General features: G+C 68.9%; 22 protein-coding genes and 1 pseudogene. 8 read left to right on the plus strand and 15 right to left on the minus strand.

Going from position 1 to position 23,608, the window contains the following annotated elements; all coding sequences use genetic code 11:
* Window positions 1-29: 29 nt before the first annotated feature.
* The 4 genes from ACFYRU_RS34270 to ACFYRU_RS34285 form a co-directional block, all read right to left on the minus strand.
* Window positions 30-1,214 (minus strand): alginate lyase family protein, encoded by a 1,185-nt coding sequence (locus ACFYRU_RS34270; protein ID WP_387666597.1) that lies wholly within the window; start codon window positions 1,212-1,214, stop codon window positions 30-32.
* 77 nt (window positions 1,215-1,291) lie between these two features.
* The gene (locus ACFYRU_RS34275; protein WP_387666599.1) at window positions 1,292-1,867 is read right to left on the minus strand and encodes an isochorismatase family protein; all 576 of its coding nucleotides are present in this window, start codon (window positions 1,865-1,867) and stop codon (window positions 1,292-1,294) included.
* Between the two features lie 12 nt (window positions 1,868-1,879).
* Window positions 1,880-3,214: an MFS transporter gene (locus ACFYRU_RS34280; protein WP_387666601.1), complete on the minus strand. Its 1,335-nt coding sequence runs from the start codon at window positions 3,212-3,214 to the stop codon at window positions 1,880-1,882.
* Entirely contained in the window at window positions 3,211-3,654 is a 444-nt protein-coding gene (locus tag ACFYRU_RS34285) for a MarR family winged helix-turn-helix transcriptional regulator (RefSeq protein ID WP_387666604.1), read from the minus strand. The genes ACFYRU_RS34280 and ACFYRU_RS34285 overlap by 4 nt, the downstream gene beginning before the upstream one ends.
* A gap of 167 nt (window positions 3,655-3,821) precedes the next feature.
* On the opposite strand from ACFYRU_RS34285, the gene ACFYRU_RS34290 reads away from it, so the two are divergent.
* Genes ACFYRU_RS34290 through ACFYRU_RS34310 form a run of 5 tightly spaced genes read left to right on the plus strand, consistent with a single transcriptional unit; the run spans window position 3,822 to window position 9,631 of the window.
* Window positions 3,822-5,030: an ROK family transcriptional regulator gene (locus ACFYRU_RS34290; protein WP_387666607.1), complete on the plus strand. Its 1,209-nt coding sequence runs from the start codon at window positions 3,822-3,824 to the stop codon at window positions 5,028-5,030.
* Window positions 5,031-5,045: 15 nt separating this feature from the next.
* Window positions 5,046-6,335 (plus strand): extracellular solute-binding protein, encoded by a 1,290-nt coding sequence (locus tag ACFYRU_RS34295; RefSeq protein ID WP_387666610.1) that lies wholly within the window; start codon window positions 5,046-5,048, stop codon window positions 6,333-6,335.
* Window positions 6,336-6,347: 12 nt separating this feature from the next.
* Window positions 6,348-7,313, plus strand: coding sequence for a carbohydrate ABC transporter permease (locus tag ACFYRU_RS34300; protein ID WP_387666612.1), 966 nt, complete (start codon window positions 6,348-6,350; stop codon window positions 7,311-7,313).
* On the plus strand, window positions 7,310-8,131 hold the full coding sequence (locus ACFYRU_RS34305) for a carbohydrate ABC transporter permease (protein ID WP_387666615.1): 822 nt from the start codon (window positions 7,310-7,312) through the stop codon (window positions 8,129-8,131). The genes ACFYRU_RS34300 and ACFYRU_RS34305 overlap by 4 nt, the downstream gene beginning before the upstream one ends.
* Window positions 8,132-8,161: 30 nt before the next feature.
* Window positions 8,162-9,631, plus strand: a complete 1,470-nt coding sequence (locus ACFYRU_RS34310; protein WP_387666618.1) for a glycoside hydrolase family 3 protein — start codon at window positions 8,162-8,164, stop codon at window positions 9,629-9,631.
* On the opposite strand, the gene ACFYRU_RS34315 is transcribed toward ACFYRU_RS34310, so the two are convergent.
* From ACFYRU_RS34315 to ACFYRU_RS34340, 6 genes are all read right to left on the minus strand, one after another.
* Window positions 9,632-9,868 (minus strand): hypothetical protein, encoded by a 237-nt coding sequence (locus ACFYRU_RS34315; protein WP_387666620.1) that lies wholly within the window; start codon window positions 9,866-9,868, stop codon window positions 9,632-9,634.
* Window positions 9,865-11,454 carry a citramalate synthase gene (gene cimA, locus ACFYRU_RS34320; protein ID WP_387666622.1) on the minus strand — a complete coding sequence of 530 codons (1,590 nt, stop codon included), beginning with the start codon at window positions 11,452-11,454 and terminating at the stop codon, window positions 9,865-9,867. The genes ACFYRU_RS34315 and cimA overlap by 4 nt, the downstream gene beginning before the upstream one ends.
* 214 nt (window positions 11,455-11,668) lie before the next feature.
* Window positions 11,669-12,067 (minus strand): hypothetical protein, encoded by a 399-nt coding sequence (locus ACFYRU_RS34325; protein WP_387666624.1) that lies wholly within the window; start codon window positions 12,065-12,067, stop codon window positions 11,669-11,671.
* A gap of 121 nt (window positions 12,068-12,188) precedes the next feature.
* A complete protein-coding gene (locus ACFYRU_RS34330) occupies window positions 12,189-13,271 on the minus strand; it encodes a branched-chain amino acid aminotransferase (protein WP_387666627.1) in 1,083 nt (360 codons plus the stop codon).
* 80 nt (window positions 13,272-13,351) lie between these two features.
* Window positions 13,352-14,401, minus strand: coding sequence for a 3-isopropylmalate dehydrogenase (locus tag ACFYRU_RS34335; RefSeq protein WP_387666630.1), 1,050 nt, complete (start codon window positions 14,399-14,401; stop codon window positions 13,352-13,354).
* Window positions 14,398-14,562, minus strand: a complete 165-nt coding sequence (locus ACFYRU_RS34340; protein WP_387666633.1) for a hypothetical protein — start codon at window positions 14,560-14,562, stop codon at window positions 14,398-14,400. Before ACFYRU_RS34340 ends, ACFYRU_RS34335 begins: the two co-directional genes overlap by 4 nt.
* Before the next feature lie 146 nt (window positions 14,563-14,708).
* Between ACFYRU_RS34340 and ACFYRU_RS34345 the strand changes: the two genes are divergently transcribed.
* Window positions 14,709-15,275 carry an O-methyltransferase gene (locus ACFYRU_RS34345; protein WP_387666636.1) on the plus strand — a complete coding sequence of 189 codons (567 nt, stop codon included), beginning with the start codon at window positions 14,709-14,711 and terminating at the stop codon, window positions 15,273-15,275.
* A gap of 99 nt (window positions 15,276-15,374) precedes the next feature.
* Here ACFYRU_RS34345 and serA read toward each other — a convergent pair whose 3' ends face one another.
* The 5 genes and pseudogenes from serA to ACFYRU_RS34370 form a co-directional block, all read right to left on the minus strand.
* A complete protein-coding gene (gene serA, locus ACFYRU_RS34350; RefSeq protein ID WP_387666639.1) occupies window positions 15,375-16,973 on the minus strand; it encodes a phosphoglycerate dehydrogenase in 1,599 nt (532 codons plus the stop codon).
* Window positions 16,974-17,089: 116 nt separating this feature from the next.
* Complete coding sequence (locus ACFYRU_RS34355; RefSeq protein WP_387666641.1) at window positions 17,090-18,277, minus strand: trypsin-like peptidase domain-containing protein; 1,188 nt, start codon at window positions 18,275-18,277, stop codon at window positions 17,090-17,092.
* Window positions 18,278-18,375: 98 nt separating this feature from the next.
* Window positions 18,376-19,395 (minus strand): ketol-acid reductoisomerase, encoded by a 1,020-nt coding sequence (ilvC, locus tag ACFYRU_RS34360; protein ID WP_387667452.1) that lies wholly within the window; start codon window positions 19,393-19,395, stop codon window positions 18,376-18,378.
* Between the two features lie 165 nt (window positions 19,396-19,560).
* Window positions 19,561-20,064, minus strand: a pseudogene (ilvN, locus tag ACFYRU_RS34365) (acetolactate synthase small subunit); the annotation flags it as partial.
* Window positions 20,064-21,815: an acetolactate synthase large subunit gene (locus ACFYRU_RS34370; protein WP_387666642.1), complete on the minus strand. Its 1,752-nt coding sequence runs from the start codon at window positions 21,813-21,815 to the stop codon at window positions 20,064-20,066. The pseudogene ilvN and the gene ACFYRU_RS34370, both read right to left, overlap by 1 nt.
* Before the next feature lie 426 nt (window positions 21,816-22,241).
* Here ACFYRU_RS34370 and ACFYRU_RS34375 point away from each other — a divergent pair, with 426 nt between their 5' ends.
* Together ACFYRU_RS34375 and ACFYRU_RS34380 are read left to right on the plus strand one after the other, a co-directional pair.
* On the plus strand, window positions 22,242-22,766 hold the full coding sequence (locus ACFYRU_RS34375; protein WP_387666644.1) for a CHAP domain-containing protein: 525 nt from the start codon (window positions 22,242-22,244) through the stop codon (window positions 22,764-22,766).
* A 93-nt stretch (window positions 22,767-22,859) separates the two neighbouring features.
* Complete coding sequence (locus ACFYRU_RS34380; RefSeq protein WP_387666647.1) at window positions 22,860-23,579, plus strand: class I SAM-dependent methyltransferase; 720 nt, start codon at window positions 22,860-22,862, stop codon at window positions 23,577-23,579.
* Window positions 23,580-23,608 lie beyond the last annotated feature (29 nt).

A 23,608-nucleotide genomic window follows, 5' to 3' on the forward strand; every position in this document is an offset into this window, starting at 1 on the left:
CCGCCCCGCGGGCCTCCCGCCTCACCCGGTCAACGGGGGTTGTCGGCGTGGGTGAGGGTTTCCCAGGCGTAGAAGTAGTTGGCGCCGGCTGGGCGTTGGGCTTCGGTGTAGGTCAGTGTCGTGGGCAGCTGCTGGCCCAGGCGGTTGTGGTAGTGGTTGTAGACGATCTCGGTGACTGCGCCGAGGCCCTTCTTCACTGTGCCGCCGCACAGCGTCGACGGAGTTGGAGCGCCGTTCTCCAGGCGGGTATGGAAGTTGTAGGCGTCGGTCAGGCGCTTGCCTGCTTCGGCGTACAGGTTGACGCCCTGGTGGTAGGCGGTTTCGGCGATGTGGGTCGCGGCGGTCAGGCCCCAGCCGGTGTGGCCGAAGTCGCGGCAGGTCTCCTGGGCCAGCCCGTTCGTGAACGTCGACTGGCCCTGCCAGTAGTCGACGATCTCCTGACGCGAGTTCATCGGGCACGTCGACGGCGCCTTCGGGTACGCGCCGTCGCTCGTCTCGTACACGTACCCGGGCAGCCGGCCGCGCCAGATGCTCAGCGCCTTGTCGTACGCCGCGTGGTCGTCGAGGAAGACGGCGATCCCGATCGCGGCGTCGGTCATGATCAGTTCCCAGTTCCCGTTCTTGCAGCCGGCGCCGTCGCGTACCTCGGGCAGGTACACGTCGCGCAGCATCTTCTCGAACCGGCCACGCTGCGCCCACGGTCCGCCGTACGTGTGCTTGATCAGCTCACCGGCCCGCGAGAACGAGGCGCCCGACCAACCGGTCTGCAGCGGCGCGTTGGTGTTGGTGTGATCCTTCAGTACGGCGGACCACGCATCCATGATCTGGATCGACTTCTTGGCGTACCGGTCGTCGCGGGTGAGGTACCAGAGCAGCGCGTGGGTGTACGCGGCCAGCGCGTCGTTGCGCTCGTCGGAGCACCCGTAGTTCGGGTTGGAACTCGAACCGCACTCGACGATCGCGCGCGGCTTCGGTGTGTACGACAAGGCGGCGTACGAGCTCGCCTTCATCGCGTCGTACGCCGCCTTCTGTGGCTGGGCGCCCTTCTGGACCTGGGCGCGGACGAAGTCCAGTTGCGCTTTGTCGACAAGTACTCCGGGATGCTGGAACGCGGCGGGTGCCGCCGTACTCGGCTGACCGGCGAGGAACGCGGCGATCAGCACAGTGACCAGCGCAGTGGTCAGAGCGAGAAGGAGTGGGCGTTGCAGTCGCATGGCTGCCTCCTGGGGGCGGGGCGGAGACAGCCAAGTTAACCGGCGCGGCGACTATTAGTAAACCTTCCTAACCGAATTCAGCCGAGTAGCGCGAGGATCTCGGCGGTGGTGCCGGTTTCGCCCAGTCGCGGGAAGATCCGGGTCAGCGAGTGCTCGTGGGCGTCGGCGGACAGGTCGGTCATCGCGTCGGTCGCGAGCGTCACGTGGTACCCGTGCTCGAACGCGGCACGGGCCGTCGACTCGACCCCGATGCTGGTGGCGATACCGGTCAGGACGATCTGGGTGATGCCGCGGCGGCGCAGGTGGAGGTCCAGGTCGGTGCCGTGGAACGCGCCCCAGTTGCGCTTGGTCACGACGATGTCGTCCGCATGACCGGCCAGTTGGTCGACGATCTGATCCGCGTCCGGTTGGGCCTGACGGGCCGACCGTCGCGGCTGCTCGGTGCGGCCCGGCACCCAGTCGGCTCCGTCGGCGGCGATGCTCACCCGGACCAGGACCACGAGCAGGTTGTGCTTGCGGAACGCGTCGGCGAGTTCGACGGTCTTGCTGATCACGTCGGGCGTCGCGTGCGGCTCTCCCGGAAGCGCGGTGACGCCGTTCTGCAGATCGATGACGACGAGCGCGGTCTTCGGGTCAAGAGTTGTGACGGGCACAGCAGGACCTCTCTATTCGGGGAGTTGCAGGAGGGTGACGAGCGCGAGCAGGCCCGCGATGACGAGCAGGAACACGGCCATCTCATGCAGGCCGGCGGTGGTGGCGCCATGCTGGAAGAAGTGGGCATTGGCGGCCGCGGAGATCAGCGCACCGACGTACACGCAGGTCCGCAGCAGGCCGGCGGACGAGCCGATCCGGGCGGGATCGGCCTGCTGGTACAGGGCGGTCTGATTGGCCAGGTTGTTCAGACCCTGCGGCACGCCCGCGATCACGCCGACGACGGCGAGGATCCAGATCGGCGTACGAGCGTCGACGAACAACTGCCCGGCCGCGGCCAGCAGCAGAAAGGCGCCCCCGGCAACGAGTTTGCCGCGGACCGCGGCGCGCCGGCCGGTGATCGCGGTCACCACCACGGCGGCCAGCGACAACGGCAACAGCAGGAGTCCCGCCTTCGAAGCGTTCAGTCCGCGGGCCTGCTCCAGCCACTGGGTGAAGCCGTAGAGGAACGAGTACGCACCGACGAACGCGAGCACCTGCCGCGTGTACGTCATGATCAGCGGACGATTACCGCCCAGCACCCGCAGGTCGATGAACGGCGCGACCACCCGCAACTGAGCGATCACGAACGCCGCGCCCAGCAGCAGCGCGAGCACCAGCAACCACCACCGCGAGACGGACGGCCGCATCAGGAACAGCATCAGCGAGACCAGCGTCGCCGTGAACAACGCGATCCCGGCGTAGTCGAGCCCGCCACTGGTCCGCGAGCGGCCGCGTCGCGGCAGCCAGAGCCAGCCGAGGACCACGCAGATCAGCGACAGCGGGACGTTGATCGTGAAGATCAGGTGCCACCCGCCCAGCCCGATCAGCAGCCCGCCGAGCGTCGGCCCGATCACCGCGATCACCTGGTTCGCGATCGACAGACTGCTGAGGATCGCGGCCGGGGTTTCCATCCCGGTCCGGTCGGCCTCGGTCCGGATCAGCGACATCGCCGCCGGGTACGCCGCCGACGTACCGAAGCCGAGCAGCACGCGGGAGGCGACCAGGACGCCGAGGTTGGGCGCCAGCGCGCCGAGCAGACCGGCCACCCCGACGAGCGAGGTGGCGATCAGGTACAGCGGACGCGGTCCGAAGATGTCGACCAGCCGGCCCATCACCGGCTGGCCGACCGCGGTCGCCAGGTACAGACCGGTCACCAGCCAGGCGGTCTGCGAGGGCGGTACGCCGAACGCGGCGCCGATCGGGATCAGCGCGACGGCGAGCATCGACGAGTTGATCGGGTTCAGCGCGGACCCGACCAGCATCGGCGCGATCAGCCGGCGATCGAACTTCGCCGGTCCAGAAGTCATCGTCCGGTCGCCGCCTCGATCGCGTGGTCGAGCAGCGCGAGCGCCTTGATGATGGTCTGCCGCTCGGCCTCCGTGCACTGCTCCTGCAGCGTCTGCGCCAGCCACTCCTGCCGTACCTTGCGGTCGCCGTGCAGCCGATGCCGGCCCGCGGTCGTCAGCGACACGACCTGCCGGCGGCCGTCGGACGGATCGGGTTGCCGCTGGATCAGGCCGGCCTCGCGCAGCGCGGACAGGATCGCCGCCACCGACTGCGGCCGGATCCGCTCGGCCGTCGCCAGCTCGCTCGCCGACGCCGGGCCGTCCCTGTCCAGCCGGCTCAGCACCGAGGACTGCGACGGCGTCAGGTCGTCGGTCTCCGCGAGTTCCTTCAGCCGGCGCTTGACCCGGCCGAAGACAACCCGTACGTCTGCCGCAGCTTGGTTCGCCGATGGAGTGATCACCCGTCCACAGTAATTTAGACAGCCCGAACTGTCCAGTCCAGACTGAACAGTTTGGACTGTCATTGGCCTCGCCAACGGTGACACGGAAGTTTCCGGAATCCCTGGACACGGCACCGCGGAGCGGACTACCGTCTCAGCTCAACCAATTCTATTCACCGTGAGAATAAATGACGAAGCTGGATCGAGGCAGCGCCGGCACCCGGACGGCGAACCGCGGGGCGGTCATCGCCGCGCTGCTGTCCGGTGCCGGGATCGACCGCCGGCAACTGGTCGATCGGACCGGTCTCAGCTGGGCGACGGTCGCCCGGATCGTGGACGACCTGCTCGCCGACGGGCTGGCCCTGGAGCAGCACAAGATCGTCCGGGACGGCCCTGGCCGGCAGGCCGCCGCGCTCGGGTTCAACCCCCGCTCCGGCCTCGTCTGCGGGATCGATCTCGGCGGCACCTACTGCCGGACGGTGATCGCGGACGGCATCGGTTCGGCGATCGTCCGGTGCCGGGACGAGACACCCCGGGACCTGGGCGCCACCGCGCTGGCGACCTGGATCGCGACCCGCGTGCTCGGGCTGGTCGAGCAGTACGGCGACGGCGTACCACTCACCTCGGTTGCGATCGGGCTGCCCGGTGTCGTTGCCGCCACCGGGGATCGCGTGGTCGGCGCGTTCAACCTGCCGCAGATCCTCGGCACCACCTTCGTCGAGGCCGTCGGCGCGGAGCTCGGCGTACCGACAATCATCGACAACGACTCGAACCTGGCTCTGCTGGGTGAACTGCACTACGGCGAGTTGCCCCGGGACGAGACCGTCGTCCTGCTCAGCCTGGGCACTGGTCTGGGCTCGGCAGTCGCGTTCAACCGGCAGCTGCTCGCGGGACCCGAGGGTCTGCTCGGCGAGTTCGGCCGGCTGCGGCTGCCGGGCCGCAAGGAGCGGCTGCGGGATCTGCTGTCCGGTGCCGGCTTGCTCGCGCTCGCGCACCAAGCCGGTCACCGGATCCGGAAGGCCGACGAGGTTTTCGCCGAACCGGACCGCTTCGGCGGCCTGGTCGACGAGATCCACGAGGCGCTGCTGCATCTGGTGTCGATCGTTGCCCTGGCCTACGAGCCGGGCACGGTGGTCTTCACCGGCGGCTTCTCCGGTGCGTTCAGCGACTCCGTGCTGGAGTCGGTGAGCGCCGAGACGTACGAGACGGTCGGCGTGCACAGCGATCTGCGCCGGTCTGTGCTCGGGGATTCGGGCGGCCTGCTGGGCGCGATGGCCGCTGCCCTGAGTGGTTACTACACCGCGATCGGGGTGGCCGGCCACCAGGTCGCCTCGATCACTACGTCCGCCTCCGGTGTCGTGGCCCAGCTGGACAGCTGCGCTGTCGACCCACCCTGACGAAGAGGAACTCGCATGAAGCCCTGGAAGACCTTGGCTCTCCTCGTATCGATCTCGCTCAGCGCTGCCGCCTGTGGAGGTTCCGGCCCGGGCAAGGCCGCGCCGACGAACAAACTGACCGTCTGGATGATGACCGGCGGTCCCGGCGACAACGCGATCATCGGCGACGTCACGAAGCAGTTCAACCAGCAGCACCCGGACGTGAAGGTCACCGTCGAGGTGCAGCAGTGGGACAACATCGTCACCAAGCTGACGACCGCGCTGGCCTCCGACAACCCGCCGGACATCGTCGAGATGGGCAACACGCAGACCCCGATGCTGACGGCCTCCGGAGCACTCGCCGAGCTCACTGACAAGAAGGGCGACTTCGAGTCGTCCGACCAGTGGCTGGCCGGCCTGGCCGGGCCATCGACGTACCAGGGCAAGCTCTACGCGACTCCCCTGTACGGCGGAACGAAGGTCGTCATGTACAGCAAGAAGATGTTCGCCGCCGCCGGGATCGCCAAGCCGCCGGCCACCGTGGACGACCTGATCGCCGACTGCGGGAAGCTCGCCGCGGCGCACACCGCGACGCCGAACTTCTCGGCCTTCTACATGCCCGGTCAGTACTGGTTCGCCGGGATGCCGTTCCTGTTCGGCAAGGGCGGCACGATCGCCACCGACAACGGCGGCAAGTGGGCCGCGCAGATGAGCAGCGCGCCGAACCAGGCCGGGCTGGCGGAGTGGAAGAAGTTCCAGAACGCCTGCTCGACGCCGTCCTCGATCGGCGCCAACACCGACAGTCCCGACCAGGACCAGCTCTTCGCCGACCAGAAGGCCGCGATGATCTACGTCAAGGCATGGGAGCCCGGCGCGGTCGCGAAGAAGAACGCCAAGGCCGCCGCCGACGCCGGCTACTTCATCATGCCCGGGTACGAGCCAGGCAAGCAGTTGCCGGTGATCGTGGCCGGCTCGACCATCGGCGTCGCCCAGAACAGCCCGAACAAGGACCTCGCGGTCGACTGGCTGAAGATCGTCACCGGCAAGCCGTTCCAGCAGACGATGACCCGGACGATCCACCAACTCCCGGTGGTCGCCTCCTTCCTTCCGACGGGCAACGTGCCGGAGGTGCTGAAGCTCGGCGCGCAGGCGGCCACGGTCAGCCAGGCTCTGCCCTCCACACCTGGCGAGGCGACGCTCGAGACCGAGAGCTACAACGAGCAGTTCTTCTCGAAGATCGCCAAGGGCGCGGACATCGCCGGAGCCGCCCGCGACTACGACAAGCACGCGACCGACGCGTTCAACGCCCAGTCCGGGCAGCGCTGACGGCAGCGGCTGATGACCTCGCTCACCCGGGCACCGCAGACCTCCCCGGTCACGCCACCGACCGGCCGGGCGGTGCATGGACACCGGCGTGCCCGGCTCACGCCGTACGGGCTGATCGGTCCGGCGGTGATCGCGTTCGCCGCCGTGCTCGGCTACCCGATGGTGCGGCTGATCTGGCTGTCGCTGCAGGCTTTCGGGCCACGGTCGTTGTTCACCGGCGAGGCGCCGTTCGTCGGCTTCGACAACTTCGCCCGGGTCCTCGGTGACAGCGACTTCTGGTTCACACTGCTGCGTACTCTGATCGTCAGCGTGGCCTGCGTCGCCGGTTTGATGGTGATCGGCTTCCTGCTGGCCTCCCTGCTGCTGCAGGTGTCGAGCTGGGCGCGGGCGATGCTGTCGGTCTGCCTGGTACTGGTCTGGGCGATGCCGATGGTGTCGGCGACGATGATCTGGCGATGGCTGTTCGAGCCGCAGTACGGCGTCCTGAACTGGGTCATCACCCAGCTTCAGGTGTTCGGCGACTTCTCCGCGCACGACTGGTTCTCGTCACCGAGCCAGGCGTTGTTCCTGATCATTGCGCTGATCGTCTGGAAGGGCCTGCCGTTCGTCGCTCTCACCTTGTACGCGGCGATGGGCCAGATCCCCGGTGACCTCTACGAGGCGGCCGGACTGGACGGCGCCGGACGGTGGTCGGTGGCCCGCCACGTCACGATGCCGATCCTCGGCCCGGTGCTCGCCGTACTGGTGCTGCTGGAAGTGATCTGGTCGGTCAACTCCTTCACCCCCATCTGGGTCCTGACCCAGGGCGGCCCGGACGGCGGTACGACGACACTCGGCGTCTACTCCTACCTCGAGGCGTTCACCCGCAACGACTACAGCGGCGGCGCGGCGATCGCGATCATCACCGTCGTGCTGCTCGCGGTCCTCTCCCTGCTCTACGTACGTCGGTTGTTCGCTCAGGACGAGGCGATCGGATGAGACGAAGGCGCGCGATCCCCAACACCATCGCGGTCCTGGTCTCGCTGGTGGTGATCTTCCCGGTCTACTGGATGTTCGTGACCGCGCTGAAGCAGCCCGGCAAGATCCTGTCGGCGACGCCGGAGTTCATCCCCTGGCCGCTCAGCCTGGAGAACTTCCGTACAGCGCTGACGCACGGCCCGTTCCTGCACTACGTCCGCAACTCGCTCCTGGTCTCGGTGTCGACCGTACTGATCGCGCTGGTCGTTGCCCTGGGCGCCTCGATCGCGCTGGCACGGTTCCGGTTCGCCGGCCGCCGGGCGTTCCTCGTCGGGCTGGTGCTGGTCCAGATGGTGCCGGGCTCGGCGATGGTCATCCCGCTGTACCTGATGCTGCGGTCGGTCGGCGCGATCGACTTCGTCCCCGGTCTGATCATCACCTACATGACGTTCGTGCTGCCCTTCACGATCTGGACCCTGCGCGGCTTCGTGACCGGGATCCCCCTGGAGCTCGAGGAGGCCGCCATGGTCGACGGCTGCGGCCGGTTCGGCGCGTTCTGGCACATCCAGCTCCCGCTGCTCGCGCCCGGCATCGTGGCCACCTCGATCTTCGCGTTCATCAGCGCGTGGGACGACTACCTGTTCGCGTACGTGTTCCTGAAGTCGCAGCACAACTACACGCTGCCGGTCTGGCTGGTCTCGTTCCAGACGTCCGACGGCATCGACAACGGCGCCACCATCGCGGCGTCGGCGATCTTCTCGGTCCCGGTGCTGATCGTCTTCCTGCTGATCCAGCGCCGGCTGGTCGGCGGGATGACGGCCGGCGCGGTCAAAGGCTGAACACCCCTGCTGATCCAGATGGAGGATGTTGTGACTTCAGAGCTGCAGCGGCTCGCCCACGGTGTGCTGTTCCCCGCCCTCGGCCGGCCCACGGTGCCGAACTGGGTTCCGTCCCGGATCGAGGCCGGACTCGGCGGGTTCGTGATCTTCGGCAGGGACGTCGTCGACGGCTCGCAGTTCCGGCGGCTGGCCGCCGAGCTGCACGGTCTGCGCGACCACGTGCTGCTCTCGATCGACGAGGAAGGCGGTGACGTCAGCCGGCTGGCGGACCTCGGCGGCTTCTCGATGCCGGGCAACCGCGCGCTCGGCGAGCTGAACGATCTCGAACTGACGCGGCAGGCGGCGTACCAGATCGGCCTGTCGCTGGTCGAGGCCGGGATCGACTGGGACCTGGCGCCGGCGGTCGACGCGGCGGTCAACCCGCTGAGCCCGAACGGGATCCGATGCTTCGGCGGCGACCGCGACCTGGTCAGCCGGCACACGACCGCTTGGGTGCAAGGACTGCAGGCGGCCGGGGTGAGCGCGTGCGCGAAGCACTACCCGGGGCATGGTCTCAGCGGTACGGACGCGCACCTCGCGACGCCGCTGGTCGACGTTTCGCGCGAGGAGTTGCTGGCGAGCTACCTCGACCCGTTCCGCGCCGCGATCGAGGCCGGGGTCGACAGCTTCATGGTGTCGCACGATCTGGTGCCGCAGGTGGACGACGTACCGGCGACGATCAGCAAGGTGCTGCTGACCGACATCCTGCGCGGGGAGCTCGGGTACGACGGGGTGGTGATCACCGATGCGCTCGAGATGTACGGGATCGCGGATGTGGCACCGTTGCCGGAGGCCACCGTACGGGCGATCGAGGCCGGGGCCGATGCCCTGTGTCTGGGGTCGTGGGCGTTCCTCGACGACGTCGACGTGGCGGCTGGTGCGCTGGTCGATGCGGTCGAGAGCGGCCGGTTGCCGTTGGAGCGGTTGGAGCAGGCGAACGAGCGGCTGGATCGGCTCGGGAGGCGACCCAAGGCAGAGGTCGCCGAGCGGGACGACGAGCTCGGTGAGCGGTTGGCCGAGCAGGTCACCGTGACGCACGGGGACCCTCGGGTTCGCAGTGACGCCGTACTGATCATCCGGCTGGAGCCGACCCACTCCCCCGCCGCTGGATCGTCAGGCTGGGGCGTGGAGCAGTTGCTGCGTGCCGCCGGGAAGGTTGTCGAGAGCATCGGTCTGTCGGAGCAGACCTACAACGGTCCCGGAATGGCTCGGGCCGGCGTCGGTGAGTTCCGGGCGGAGTACGGCGCCGACAGCCAGGTACTGCTCCTGGTCCGCGGCGCGCACCGGTTCGAGTGGCAGGAGAAGCTCATCGGTGAGCTGCAGAGCCAACACCCGGACCTGATCGTCGTCGACATGGGCGTGCCTGGTGTCGACTACTCGGGTTTCGCCGGCTGGATCCAGACCTTCGGCAGCGCCCGGGTCTGCTCCGCGGCCGCGGTCCACCGGCTGCTGGGCCCGTGATCAGCTGATCGACACCTCGAGGACGCCGATCACCTTCCGCAGGCGGGCAGCGACGCGGTCGGCGTCGAAACCGTTGCCCTCGACGACAACCCGGAGCTCGCCCTCGTCCAGCGACAGGGCGAGCTCGCGGACGTCGTACGGGTTCAGCAGTACGGCGACCCGCGCCAGCAGTCCCTCGACCTCGACGACACGGGCGGTGTACACCGTGACCGCCCGTTCAACGGCGAGCAGGCTCATCGCGCGACCTCCTTGTGGCGCAGCAGACCGAACGTGAATCCGTCGACCAGCGCCTCCCAGGACGCCTCGACGATGTTGTGCCCGACCCCGACCGTCACCCACGAGCCCTCGCCGTCCGCGGTCTCGATCAGGACTCTGATCACCGCGTCCGTGCCGTGCCCCTGGTCGAGGATCCGGACCTTGTAGTCGACCAGCTCGAACTTGTGCACCGCCGGGTAGGCGCGCTCGATCGCGGTCCGCAGCGCATGGTCGAGCGCGTTCACCGGGCCGTTGCCCTCACCGGTGACGATCTCCCGCTCTCCCCCGGCGACCAACTTCACCGTCGACTCCGACACCGCCTCGCCGTCGGCGCGCGACTCGGTGATCACCCGCCAGGACTCGACGTCGAAGTAGCTCGGCCGCTTGCCGTCCACCTCTTCGGTGAGCAGCAGTGAGAACGACGCGTCGGCCGCCTCGAACGTGTACCCGCGGGCCTCCAGCTCCTTGACCCGTTCGGTCACCCGGCTGACCAGGTCGCGGTCGTTGCTCAGGTCGAACCCGAGCTCGCGGCCCTTCAGCTCGACGCTCGCCCGGCCGGCCATCTCCGACACCAGCATCCGCATGTCGTTCCCGACCCGCGCGGGATCGGTGTGCTGGTAGAGGTCCGGGTCCACCTTGATCGCGCTCGCGTGCAGCCCGGCCTTGTGCGCGAACGCCGAGAGCCCGACGTACGGCGCCCGGTTCGACGGCGGCACGTTCGTGACCTCGGCGATCGCGTGCGCGATCCGGAACGACTCGGACAGGTTGTTCTCCGGGAGCAACCGCATCTCGCGCTTGAGTTCGAGGTTCGCGACGATCGCGAGCAGGTCGGCGTTGCCGGTGCGTTCGCCGTACCCGTTGATCGTGCCCTGGACGTGCGTGACGCCGGCCTCGACGGCGGCGATCGTGTTCGCCACCGCGCAGCCGGCGTCGTTGTGACAGTGGATGCCGAGCCGGGCCCCGGTCGATTCGAGTACGTCGTGGACGACGTCCTGCAACTCCCGCGGGAGGGTGCCGCCGTTGGTGTCGCACAGTGCCACGACGTCGGCCCCGGCCTCGGCGGCTACTCGTACTACTTCCAGCGCGTACGCCCGGTTCGCGCGGTACCCGTCGAAGAAGTGCTCGGTGTCGAGAAAGACCCGCTGCCCGTTCTCGCGTAGGTGCCGGACCGTGTCGGCGACCATCCGCAGGTTCTCGTCCAACGTCGTCCGCAGCGCCCGCTCGACGTGTGCGTCGTGGCTCTTGGCAACGAGTGTGACGACACCGGCACCCGAGTTGCGGAGCGCGGCGACCTGCGGGTCGTCGGCGGCCGCGGTCTCCGGCTTGCGGGTCGCCCCGAACGCCGCGAACGTGGCGTTGCGCAGGTTCAGCTCGGTCCTGGCCCGCTCGAAGAACTCGGTGTCCTTGGGGACGGCGCCCGGCCAGCCTCCCTCGATGAAGCCGACCCCCAGCTCGTCCAGGTGCTGCGCGATGGCGATCTTGTCCGCCACGGACAGTGCCAACCCCTCCTGCTGCGCGCCGTCGCGCAGGGTGGTGTCGTACACGTGGAAATCGTCCGAGATGCTCATGCGGTCGGCCTTCCAAAGGGGTCGTCGGGCAAAGAAAAAACCCCTCGCGAAGGGTGCGAGAGGTCTGCGCGCTCAGGTACAGCTGGCTGAGCGCGCCTAGGGAATAATCACCCGATAGTGCTTCATGACGTTTTGCAGTCTGCCACACAATGTCCGGACCATGACGTCCGCGTCTCGCATCCCGACCATTCAGTACGCAAACAGGTACTGGAGTTCAGGCGGTAAGGGACCATCCCGGGTCGTCCCACGCGGTGTAGAAGTCCTCGCGGGTGAGCGGGCGCAGACCCCAGTCCTCGCGGTCGAGGGCCTGGTCGGTGAGCATGCCCTCGTCGTCCTCGAGCCGCTGCCACCAGTATCGGGTGGTCTCGCCGTCCTCGCCGGCGCCCAGTTGACGGATCACGACCCATTCCGCCTCGTGCCAGACCGCCTCGTACAGCCAGTCGGTCCCGTAGTCGTCGACGGCCGCGCCGTACGTCCGCGGCGCCGTCCCGCGGTCCAGGTCCCGGATCAGCTCGACGGTCGACCGGATCGCCGACGCCGTGTCGTCGTCCCACCCCCGCCGCTCGGCCAGCTCCCCGTAGTACGCCTCGACCTCAGCCGGAAACCCACTCATGCCGCCCGACCCTATCGGGTTCGGCCGACGGGCAGCGAGCGCTGTCCCAAACGTCGAGCTGAGAAGAACCTATGAAAAACGCCCGGCAGCCGCAGCTGCCGGGCGTTTCGATCGCCGGGGTTCAGAAGGCGCGGGTCATCCAGCCGTGCGGGTCGGCCGCGCGGCCGTACTGCACGTCGAGGAGGGCGGAGCGGACGGCCGCGGTGACCGGGCCGCCGTTGCCGTCGCCGATCTGCGTCTCGCCGTCGCGCCACTTCAGCGACGCCACCGGGGTGACGACGGCCGCCGTACCGCACGCGAAGACCTCGCGCACCTTGCCGGAGGCGGCACCCTCGCGCCACTCGTCGACCGAGACCTTCCGCTCGGTGACGGTGTAGCCGAGGTCGGTGACCAGCTTCAGGATCGAGTCCCGGGTGACGCCCTCGAGGATCGTGCCGGACAGCTCCGGCGTGACGACGGAGTTGTCGTCGAGGACGAAGTACAGGTTCATCCCGCCGAGTTCCTCGACCCACTTCTTCTCGACCGCGTCCAGGAACGCGACCTGGTCGCAGCCCTGCTCGATCGCCTCGGCCTGGGCGAGCAGCGACGACGCGTAGTTGCCGCCGGTCTTCGCCGCGCCGGTGCCACCGGGGGCCGCGCGGGTGTACTCCTCGCTCAGCCAGATCCGGACCGGCTTCACGCCCTTCGCGAAGTACGACCCGGCCGGCGACGCGATCACGCAGTACGTCACCTGGGCCGACGGGCGGACACCGAGGAACGGGTCCGAGCCGAACATGAACGGCCGCAGGTACAGCGACGTCTCGCCACCGCTCGGCACCCACGCCTGGTCGAGCTCGACCAGCTTGTGCAGCGAGTCGAGGAAGACCGCGGTCGGCAGCTCCGGGAGCGCGAGCCGCTGCGCGGACCGCTGGAACCGGGTCGCGTTCGCCTCCGGGCGGAACAGGTGGATCGAGTCGTCGGGATGCCGGTAGGCCTTCATCCCTTCGAAGATCGTCTGGGCGTAGTGGAACACCGAGGTCGCCGGAGACAGCTCCAGCGGTCCGAAGGCGGTGATCCGTGCGTCGTGCCAGCCCTTCTCGGCCGTCCAGGTGGCGATCGCCATGTGGTCGGTGAAGTACTGCCCGAATCCCGGGTTCGCCAGGATCTGGGCGCGCTGGTCGTCGCTGGCCGGTGTGGTGGTTGGCTCAACGGTGAACTCGCTCATAGCCGCACCGTACCTCTCGACGAACTGGTCATGCGAGCATCGGCCCCGGCCGCAGCGGGAGCCTCCTGTGCCGTCACCGGTCAGCCCGCCGCGCGCTTGGCGATCGCGTCGCCGATCTCGGCGGTGCTGCGGGCGGCGCCGGTGCGCTCCTCGATGTCGGCCTCGACGGCCGCCTCGATCGCGCGCGCGGCCTCGGTCAGCCCGAGGTGCTCGCACAGCAGGCCCGCGGACAGGATCGCCGCGGTCGGGTCGGCCTTCTGCTGGCCGGCGATGTCCGGCGCGGAGCCGTGCACCGGCTCGAACATGCTCGGCGCGGTCCGGTCCGGGTTGATGTTGCCGCTCGCGGCCAGCCCGATGCCACCGCTGATCGCGGCCGCCAGGTCGGTGATGATGTCGCCGAACAGGTTGTCGGTGACGATCACGTCGAACCGCGCCGGGTCGGTGACCAGGAAGATCGTCGCCGCGTCCACGTGCAGGTAGTCGACCGCCACGTCGGGGAACTCGGTCGCGACCGCGTCGACGGTCCGCTTCCACAGGTGACCGGCGTACACGAGCACGTTGTTCTTGTGCACGAGCGTGAGCTTCTTCCGCGGCCGCGCCTGCGCCCGGGCGAAGGCGTCCCGGACGACGCGCTCGACGCCGTACGCCGTGTTCACCGACACCTCGGTGGCGATCTCGGCCGGGGTGCCGACCCGGAGCGCGCCGCCGTTGCCGACGTACGGACCCTCGGTGCCCTCACGGACGACGACGAAGTCGACGGTGCCCGGGTCGGCCAGCGGGGAGCCGACGGACGGGTAGATCTTCGACGGCCGCAGGTTCACGTAGTGGTCCAGGGTGAACCGGAGCTTGAGCAGCAGACCGCGCTCGAGGACGCCGGACGGCACGCTCGGGTCACCGACCGCGCCCAGCAGGATCGCGTCGTGCTTGCGGATCTCCTCCAACTCGGCGTCCGGCAGCGTCTCACCAGTGGCGTGCCAGCGCTTCGCGCCGAGGTCGTACTCGGTCCGCTCGAACGTCACGCCGTGCTGCGCGGCTACCGCGTCGAGGACCTTGAGCGCCTCGGTGGTGACCTCGGGTCCGATCCCGTCACCGGGGACGACGGCCAGCGTGAAGTTCTTCTTCTCACTCACTTGTTGGGTTCTCCCCCATTGTCACGGCGGTTCATGGCCTCTTGGACAGCCTTGACCTCGGCCGCACCCGAGGGCGCCGGGCGAGCCGGACGGCGCCGGCGGGCCGCCTTCGGCTCGCGGCCGTCGACGGCCGGCCAGTTGGCTGGATACATGTCGTACATGCTGCTCCTCCCAAATATGTCGTGGGCGGCAGGGTGCGCACGAATTTACTCGCATGTCCGACTATTTCTCCACAATGCGGGCAGGTTGTCCCGAAATATGAGATCTGGGTGCAGTGCCTGGACCAGACCTGTGCGACTCTCAGCCGGTGAGTGCTCCTCCAGAACTGCCGCCGTTGGTGTCGGCGGCCCTCAGCCTGTCCGGCCGGCGCGGATTCGTCAGCTCCACCAGGAACGAGACCGGCCGGTTGCTCGCCACTCTCGCGGCCTCGAAGAAAGGCCTGCTCGGTGAGCTCGGGACCGGCTGCGGCGTCGGATCGGCGTGGCTGCGCAGCGGCGCCGGCGAGGACACGTCCATCGTCACCGCGGAGAGCGATCCACAGCTCGCGCAGGCGGTCGGCGAACTGTTCGCCGCCGACGAGCGGATCGAGGTCGTGTCGGCGGACTGGACCGCGCTGATCGAACGCGGCCCGTTCGCACTGCTGTTCGTGGATGCCCGCGAGGCCAAGCTGTCGGCCCGGGACGTGATCGCGGACGTGGTCGAGCCCGGCGGCTTCGTCGTCCTCGACGACTTCACCCCGTCCGCCGTCTGGCCACCGATGTACGAGGGCCGCGTCGACGTGCTCCGCCAGGAATGGCTGATGGACCAGCGCTTCACCACCGTCGAGGTAATGGTCGCCCCCGACGCCGCCGTCCTGCTCGCTACTCGCCGCTAGAAACTGAAGCGGGCCCGAGCTATGGAGCTCGGGCCCTTGTCAGCCGCCATGCGCCTGCGGGCGGCTGACCGCCTTCAGTAAATCAGTCGTTCGGGTGACTCAGTTCTCCACGTCCACCGAACGGGCGGACGCGGCCTGGATCGCGGCGGTGATCTCGTCCAGGACCGGCGGCGCGATCTTCGAGTCGACCGAGAGCGCGACCAGCGCCATGCCGCCCTTGCGGTCCCGGCTGACCTGCATGCCGGCGATGTTCACGTCGGCGTCGCCGAGGATCCGGCCGATCTGGCCGACCGCGCCCGGACGGTCCTCGTAGGTCAGGAACGCCAGGTGCGCGGCGAGCTCGATCTCGACGTCGAACCCGTCGATCTCGACCAGCCGCTCCGACTGCCGGACGCCGACCAGCGTGCCGGCCACCGACACCTGCACGCCGTCGGCGAGCGTGCCGCGGAGCGTGATCAGGTTGCGGTGCTCCGGGCTGTCGTGGTCGGTGACGAGCCGCACCTCGAGGCCCCGCTCGGCCGCGAGCAGCGGAGCGTTCACGTACGAGACGTTGTCCTCGACGACATCCGCGAACACGCCCTTGAGCGCGGCCAGCTCGAGCACCTTCACGTCGTACTGGGTGATCTCGCCGCGGACCTCGACGTCGAGCTGCTGCGCGACGCCACCGGCCAGCGCGGTGAAGATCCGGCCGAGCTTCTCGGTCAGCGCGATCCCCGGGCGGACGTCCTCGGCGATCACACCGCCCTGGACGTTGACCGCATCCGGCACGAGTTCACCGGACAGCGCCAGGCGGACCGACTTGGCGACCGCGATGCCGGCCTTCTCCTGCGCCTCGTCGGTGGACGCGCCGAGGTGCGGCGTGACCACGACGTTCTCGAACTCGAACAGCGGCGAGTCCGTGCACGGCTCGGACGCGAACACGTCCAGGCCGGCGCCGGCCACGCGCCCTTCCTTCAAAGCGGAGTAGAGCGCCTGCTCGTCGACGATGCCGCCGCGGGCCGCGTTCACGATGATGACCTCGGGCTTGACCTTGTGCAGCTGCTCGTCGCCGATCAGGCCGATCGTCTCCGGCGTCTTCGGCAGGTGCACCGAGATGAAGTCACTGGCCGCCAGCAGCTCGTCCAGCGACGCGAGCCGGACACCCATCTGCGCGGCCCGGCCGGCCTGCACGTACGGGTCGTACGCGATCACGTTCATGCCGAAGGCGGCCAGCCGCTGCGCGACCAGGACGCCGATCTTGCCGAGGCCGACGATGCCGACGGTCTTCTCGAACAGCTCGACACCCGAGTACTTGCTCCGCTTCCACTCGCCCTTCTTCAGCGACTCGTTCGCGGCCGGGACCCGGCGGGCGGACGCGAGCAGCAGCGCGACGGCGAGCTCGGCGGCGCTGACGATGTTGGAGGTCGGCGCGTTGACCACCATCACGCCGGCCTGGGTGGCGGCCTTCACGTCGACGTTGTCGAGGCCGACGCCGGCGCGGGCGACGACCTTCAGCTTCTTCGCGGCGGCGAGCGCCTCGGCATCCACCTTGGTGGCGCTGCGGATCAGGATGGCGTCGACGTCGGCGATCGCCGGGAGCAGCGCGGCGCGGTCGGCGCCGTTGGTGTGCCGGATCTCGAAGTCGGGGCCGAGCGCCTCGACGGTGGCCGGGCTGAGCTCTTCGGCGATCAGGACGACGGGCCGGGTTACGTCAGTCATGGAGGAATCTCCTGCAGAAGCGGTAGGGGCTCATGATGAACAGAGCACCGCGCTGTGCCCGCTGGTTCGATGGTACCGCGTCCGTCGCCGGCTGTGTGCGGGGACCCGGATCCCGGTCAGCCGGCCTCGCAGGCGACGATGTCCGCGGCCTTCACGGATCGGTTGATCACCAGCTTGCCGCCGACGCGGACCAGCTCGAACCGGTTGTCGAGCCTGTTGCACGTCCCGCCGCCGGCGCCGTTCGCGGTCGGCGAGAACAGCACGTCGTACGACATCCGCGCGTACGAACCGTCCGGGGCGAGCGCGGTGATCCGCGGGTTGAAGAAGTACGCCGTACCGCGGCTCGTGCGATCCCGCGCCGGGGTCAGGGACTTCGCCAGTTGCGGCGAGTACAGCGCCTGCACCTGGTCGAACTGGTGCCGGTTCTGCAGGGTCAGGTAGTTGCCGAGCATCGCCTGGACCTCCTGGGCCAGCGGCGTCTTCGCGACCTGCAACTCCGGTGCGACCGCGCCCTGCGGACCGTGCGAGTCCGGGCAGGTCCCGGGCACCGCGACGGTGATACCGGACGGCGTCCGCGCCGCGTAGTCACGGAGTCTGGCCAGCGGGACCACTGCGGCGGCTTGGACCGTCGCACCGGTGACCAGGCCGACCAGCTCGCCGGACTTGTCCACCACCGGGCCGCCCAGCTTGGCAGCGTTCATGAACTCGCTGAAGGCTCTGGGGTCGGCCTCGGAACCGATCGGGTTGATCACCTGCGCGCCGGCCGCGGTGTACCCGATCAGCGCACGCTCGGCCTTCCGCTCCGGGCCGACCGCCGCCAGCTTCAGCGGCGGGTCGTCGAAGCCGATCGACTGCAGTACGGCCACCCCGTCGGTGCTGGTCCCGAGCAGGTTCGCGCGCCGGATCCGTCCGTCCGGTGCCACCACCACGATCGCCATCGCCTGGTCGACGGCCGACGCGGCGGTCAGTACGCGCCCGTTGTCGATCAGTACGCCGGACGCCTCGCCGCTGCCCCCGCAGGTGGTCGCCAGTACCCGGACCACGGCCGGTCCCGCGGACTTCAGTACGGCGTCGGTGTCGATCTGCACACTGCGCTGCCGCAGGTACCAGCCCGCGCCGGCGCCGCCGGCGACGATCACCAGCAGCACGATCAGGCCGGCCAGGAAGCGGCCGAAGATCCACGGGCCACGGACCGGCGGCTGCGGACCGCCTGGCCGGCCGGGTGCCTCGAGCTGGGTGAGCGACCCGGCGTCGGCCGGGACCCGCCGGGGCGGTCGCGGCAGTGCGTTCCTGCCGTACTCCACGACCGCTCACCTCCCCGGATCAGAACCGTCACACATTGTTGCAAACGAAGAGGCCCGGGCCACCCACCTGGATGGTCCGGGCCTCTCGAAGGTGTCGGTCAGCGGGCCGCGCTGCCCTCGACGTAGTCGTCGTCGTGCGACTTGACCCACGCCATCAGGCCGCGCAGTTCCTTGCCGACGGCCTCGATCGGGTGCTCCTGGCTCTTCTTGCGGAACTCGGCGAACTCCGGCGCGCCGGCGTCCTGGTCGGCGATGAAGCGGGCCGCGAAGGTGCCGTCGGTGATGTCGCCGAGGACCTCCTTCATCCGGGCCTTCACCGACGCGTCGATGATCCGCGGGCCGGACACGTAGTCGCCGTACTCGGCGGTGTCGGACACGGACCAGCGCTGCTTGGCGATGCCGCCTTCGTAGATCAGGTCGACGATCAGCTTCAGCTCGTGCAGGCACTCGAAGTACGCGACCTCGGGCTGGTACCCGGCCTCGGTCAGCGTCTCGAAGCCGGCCTGGATCAGCGCCGACACACCACCGCAGAGGACGGCCTGCTCACCGAACAGGTCGGTCTCGGTCTCCTCGGTGAAGGTGGTCTTGATACCGCCGGCCCGCAGACCGCCGATGCCCTTCGCGTACGAGAGCGCGAGGTCCCAGGCCTTGCCGGTGGCGTCCTGCTCGACGGCCACCAGTACCGGTACGCCGCGACCCTCGGAGTACTCGCGGCGGACCAGCTGGCCCGGGCCCTTCGGGGCGACCATGAAGACGTCGACGCCCGCCGGCGGCTTGATGTAGCCGAACCGGATGTTGAAGCCGTGCCCGAAGACCAGCGCGTCGCCGTCGACCAGGTTCGGCTCGATGGCCTCCTTGTACAGCTTGCGCTGCGCCGGGTCCGGAGCCAGCACGACGATCACGTCGGCCTCCTCCACCGCCTCGGCCGGGGTGACGACCCGCAGGCCCTGGGCCTCGGCCTTGGCGCGGCTCTTCGAGCCTTCCGGCAGGCCGACGCGGACGTCGACGCCGGAGTCGCGCAGCGAGAGCGCGTGGGCGTGGCCCTGCGAGCCGTAGCCGAGGACGGCCACGTGCCGGCCCTGGATCACCGACAGGTCGGCGTTGTCGTCGTAGAACATTTCAGCAGCCACTTCGGGCACTTCTCCTTAGTGTTGATTCGGTACGGCGGCAGCGGTACGGCCCGGCGGCGGCGCCGGTACCGGGTGCGCAGGCTGGCGGTCAGCGGGTCGCGCCTGGACGTTCGGGGGTCCGGTCTGGACGTGCGGCGGCGGCACCGGGACCGGCCGCAGGGTGCGGTCGGAGATCGAGCGGCTGCCGCGGCCGATCGCCACCATGCCGGACTGCACCAGCTCGCGGACGCCGAAGGGTTCCAGCACCCGGAGCATGGCCTCGAGCTTCTCGGGATTGCCGGTCGCCTCGATCGTGATCGCGTCCGGTGCCACGTCCACCACCTTGGCACGGAACAGCTGGACGGTCTCCAGCACCTGGCCGCGGGTCAGGGTGTCGGCCTTGACCTTGACCAGCAGCAGTTCCCGCTGGACGGTCTGGGTGGGTTCGAGCTCGACGATCTTGATCACGTTCACCAGCTTGTTCAGCTGCTTGGTGATCTGCTCCAGCGGCTGCTCGTCGACGGTCACCGCGATCGTCATCCGGGACACCTCAGGGTGCTCGGTCGGGCCCACTGCGAGCGAGTCGATGTTGAACCCGCGCCGGGAGATCAGCGCCGCCACCCGAGCCAGCACACCGTGCTTGTTTTCCACCAGGATGCTCAGTGTGTGCTTCGACATCAGAGTTCCTCGCCTTCCCACTTCGGCGCCATGTCGCGGGCGATCTGGATCTCGTCGTTGCTGACGCCGGCCGCGACCATCGGCCACACCATCGCGTCCCGGTGCACGACGAAGTCCACCACGACCGGCGCGTCGGTGACCGCCATCGCCTTCTCGATGGTGGCGTCGACGGAGTCCTTGTCGGTGCAGCGCAGGCCGACGCCGCCCATCGCCTCGGCCAGCTTCGCGAAGTCCGGGATCCGGGTCGAGTGCAGGTCGGTGTTGGAGTAGCGCTTGTCGTAGAACAGCGTCTGCCACTGCCGGACCATGCCCAGCGACTGGTTGTTGATCACGGCAACCTTGATCGGGATGCCCTCGAGCGCGCAGGTGACGAGCTCCTGGTTGGTCATCTGGAAGCAGCCGTCGCCGTCGATCGCCCACACGGTCTTGTCCGGCCGGGCGACCTTCGCGCCCATCGCGGCCGGTACGGCGTAGCCCATCGTGCCGAGGCCGCCGGAGTTCAGCCAGTGACCGGGCTTCTCGAACGGCAGGAAGTGCGCGGACCACATCTGGTGCTGCCCGACGCCCGCGGTGTACACGGTGTCCGGGCCGGCGATCTGGCCGATCCGCTGGATCACGTGCTGCGGCGACAGCGTGCCGTCCTCGGGTTCGTCGTACCCGAGCGGGTAGCGGGACCGGACGTCCTCCAGCTGCTTGCGCCACGGATCGTACGACGGAGTGCGGCCGGCGTTCGCGATCTCGGTCCGCAGCGCCGCGATCAGGTCGGTGATGACCTCCTTGCAGTCACCGACGATCGGCACGTCGGCGGCGCGGTTCTTGCCGATCTCGGCCGGGTCGATGTCGGCGTGGATGACCTTCGCGTCCGGGGCGAACGAGTCCAGCTTGCCGGTCACCCGGTCGTCGAAGCGGGCGCCGAGCGTGATCAGCAGGTCGGAGCGCTGCAGTGCGCCGACCGCGGACACCGAGCCGTGCATGCCGGGCATCCCGAAGTGCAGCTCGTGGGTGTCGGGCAGCGCGCCGCGGGCCATCAGCGTGGTGACGACCGGGATCCCGAGCAGCTCGGCCAGTTCCTTCAGCTCGGCGCTGGCCTGCGCGCGGATCACACCGCCGCCGACGTACAGCACCGGCTTCTCGGCCGCGACGATCAGGCGGGCCGCCTCGCGCACCTGCTTCGGGTGCGGGCGGGTCACCGGCCGGTAGCCGGGCAGCGCGAGCTCGGTCGGCCACTGGAAGTCGACGCCGGTGGTTTGCATGGCGTCCTTGGTGACGTCCACCAGCACCGGGCCGGGCCGGCCGGTGGAGGCGATGTGGAACGCCTCGGCGATCGTGTTCGCGATCTCGTTCGGGTCGGTGACCAGGAAGTTGTGCTTGGTGATCGGCATCGTGATGCCGCGGATGTCCGCCTCCTGGAAGGCGTCCGTACCGATCGCGGCGCCCGCCACCTGGCCGGTGATCGCCACCAGCGGCACCGAGTCCATGTAGGCGTCGGCGATCGGCGTCACCAGGTTGGTCGCGCCCGGGCCCGAGGTCGCCATGCACACGCCGGTCTTGCCGGACGCGGCCGCGTACCCCTGCGCGGCGTGGCCGGCGCCCTGCTCGTGACGTACCAGGATGTGGCGGATCTGGGTCGAGTCGAGCATCGGGTCGTACGCCGGGAGGATCGCGCCACCCGGGATGCCGAAGACGGTGTCCACTCCGGCATGTTCCAGTGCGCGGATCAGAGCCTGTGCCCCGGTCAGCTGCTCACTCATGAGTGCCTTCCCTCAGTCCTGTCACGATGGTTGTACTGTTCGCGACCGATCCATCCTCGCTCGTGGCTGTCGCTTCGCGACATCTGGGTCGCAGATAGTCGCATTGGCAACAACTGTGTCCAATAAAAAGGCCCCTTCCGCCGGGTTGGCTGAAGGGGCGCGCTCGACTCTGTGGTCGCGTCAGTCGGCGCGCCGCACAAGTACGAGGAGAATCGATCGCATGTAGGCATTATTCGCCGAAACCCGGCGGCCGGGTCAAGTTCAGCCGCCTGGCGTCTCATTCCCCGAGACGCGCGTCTTACGCCCACTGTCTTCGTAACTTCATGGCGCTGTGATGGCACTGTGAAGTTGGTTAGTCACATACTGATCTGGCGAGCTCGCTTGAAAGATTCCTACCGCCCCCTCTCCAGATCGGAGTGACCTCCCATGCGCCTCTCGCTACGTTTGCTCCTCACTGCTGTCCTCATCGCGTTGTGCGGCTCTGTTTCCTTGACCGCGTCGGCCGCCGACACCCGTAGGGCGATCGTGAACGCCGCCAACGGCGAGGTCGGTCAGCAGGAGACACCGCCCGGCAGCAACTGCAACCCGTACGGGCCGTGCGAGCCGTGGTGCGCGCACTTCGCCACCTGGACCTGGCGGCAGGCCGGGATCGACATCCCGAACTACGGCTTCACCGGCGACATCTACAGCTGGGGTCAGCGCAAGGGTCGTGCACACTCGGGCAACAGCGGCATGCAGCCCGGCGACATCGTGCTGTACGGCACCGGCCCGCAGAACACCGACACCAGTGTGCACACCGGCGTGGTCGTTGCCGTCGGCACCGACGGCAGGATCACCACAGTGGAAGGCAACTCGAACAACCAGGTCAGCAAGTACGGCCCGTTCGACCCCAAGCACGCCCGGAGCGCCGGGCGCCCGGCGAACATCTACGGCTGGGTCGCCGCCCAGTAACGCCGCTGGACGAGCCGGTGCGGGCGCTCGCCCTGCCCGTGCCGGTTCCTTAACTTCGTTGTCCGGTTCAGGTGCGGCTTCTAGCATGCGACGGTGACCGATGATCCGTACGGCGACGAGCAACTGGTACACCTCTACGACCTGGACAACCCGCCCGGCGAGGACCATTCGTACTATCGGGGGTTGGCGGACGGTACGTCGAAGGTCCTGGACTTCGGGTGTGGAACCGGCCTGCTCACGCGGTCGCTGGCGGCGCCGGGGCGGGTCGTGATCGGCATCGACCCGAGCCCCACGATGCTCGGGTACGCGCGCCGGCAGCCGGGCGCGGACGCGGTCACCTGGATCGACGGGGACCACCGCGCGGTAGCGCCGACCGGCGACGTTGATCTCGTCGTCAGCAGCGGCAACACGATGATGCACGTCGCGGAACACGCGGCCGCCTGCACCGCGCTGGCGGCCGCGCTACGGCCCGGCGGTACGTTCGCGTTCGAGTCGCGCAACCCGGCGGCGCGCGCGTGGGAGCAGTGGACGAGCGAGGCGACGTACGGCGAACGCGACACGGTGGCCGGGCACCTCAGGGAGTGGCTCGAGCTGATCGAGATCGCCAACGGACGGGTCGTGTTCGACGCCCACAACGTCTTCGAGGACGGCCACGACGCCGTCTACCGCAACGTCCTGTACTTCCGCTCCGCCGAGGAAATCACCGAGGATCTACTCGCCGCGGGCTTCTCGAACATCGTCATCGAGGCCGGCTGGCACGGCGAACCACTGACCGCGGAATCCCGTCTGCTGGTTGTACGGGCGACGAAGTGACAAGCTGAGTGGACCGCGACTGGCGAGGG

Origin of the sequence: Kribbella sp. NPDC004536 (genome assembly GCF_042873835.1) — a bacterium.
Lineage (GTDB): Bacteria > Actinomycetota > Actinomycetes > Propionibacteriales > Kribbellaceae > Kribbella.

Bases quoted from the DNA above. Each gene is read 5' to 3' on its own strand.
- ACFYRU_RS34375 (WP_387666644.1), top strand. From the start codon at position 22,242: ATGCGCCTCTCGCTACGTTTGCTCCTCACTGCTGTCCTCATCGCGTTG.
- ACFYRU_RS34330 (WP_387666627.1), bottom strand. From the start codon at position 13,271: ATGAGCGAGTTCACCGTTGAGCCAACCACCACACCGGCCAGCGACGAC.
- ACFYRU_RS34300 (WP_387666612.1), top strand. From the start codon at position 6,348: ATGACCTCGCTCACCCGGGCACCGCAGACCTCCCCGGTCACGCCACCG.
- ACFYRU_RS34315 (WP_387666620.1), bottom strand. From the start codon at position 9,868: ATGAGCCTGCTCGCCGTTGAACGGGCGGTCACGGTGTACACCGCCCGT.
- cimA (WP_387666622.1), bottom strand. From the start codon at position 11,454: ATGAGCATCTCGGACGATTTCCACGTGTACGACACCACCCTGCGCGAC.
- ACFYRU_RS34290 (WP_387666607.1), top strand. From the start codon at position 3,822: ATGACGAAGCTGGATCGAGGCAGCGCCGGCACCCGGACGGCGAACCGC.
- ilvC (WP_387667452.1), bottom strand. From the start codon at position 19,395: ATGTTCTACGACGACAACGCCGACCTGTCGGTGATCCAGGGCCGGCAC.
- ACFYRU_RS34280 (WP_387666601.1), bottom strand. From the start codon at position 3,214: ATGACTTCTGGACCGGCGAAGTTCGATCGCCGGCTGATCGCGCCGATG.
- serA (WP_387666639.1), bottom strand. From the start codon at position 16,973: ATGACTGACGTAACCCGGCCCGTCGTCCTGATCGCCGAAGAGCTCAGC.
- ACFYRU_RS34305 (WP_387666615.1), top strand. From the start codon at position 7,310: ATGAGACGAAGGCGCGCGATCCCCAACACCATCGCGGTCCTGGTCTCG.
- ACFYRU_RS34270 (WP_387666597.1), bottom strand. From the start codon at position 1,214: ATGCGACTGCAACGCCCACTCCTTCTCGCTCTGACCACTGCGCTGGTC.
- ACFYRU_RS34340 (WP_387666633.1), bottom strand. From the start codon at position 14,562: ATGTACGACATGTATCCAGCCAACTGGCCGGCCGTCGACGGCCGCGAG.
- ACFYRU_RS34295 (WP_387666610.1), top strand. From the start codon at position 5,046: ATGAAGCCCTGGAAGACCTTGGCTCTCCTCGTATCGATCTCGCTCAGC.
- ACFYRU_RS34370 (WP_387666642.1), bottom strand. From the start codon at position 21,815: ATGAGTGAGCAGCTGACCGGGGCACAGGCTCTGATCCGCGCACTGGAA.
- ACFYRU_RS34325 (WP_387666624.1), bottom strand. From the start codon at position 12,067: ATGAGTGGGTTTCCGGCTGAGGTCGAGGCGTACTACGGGGAGCTGGCC.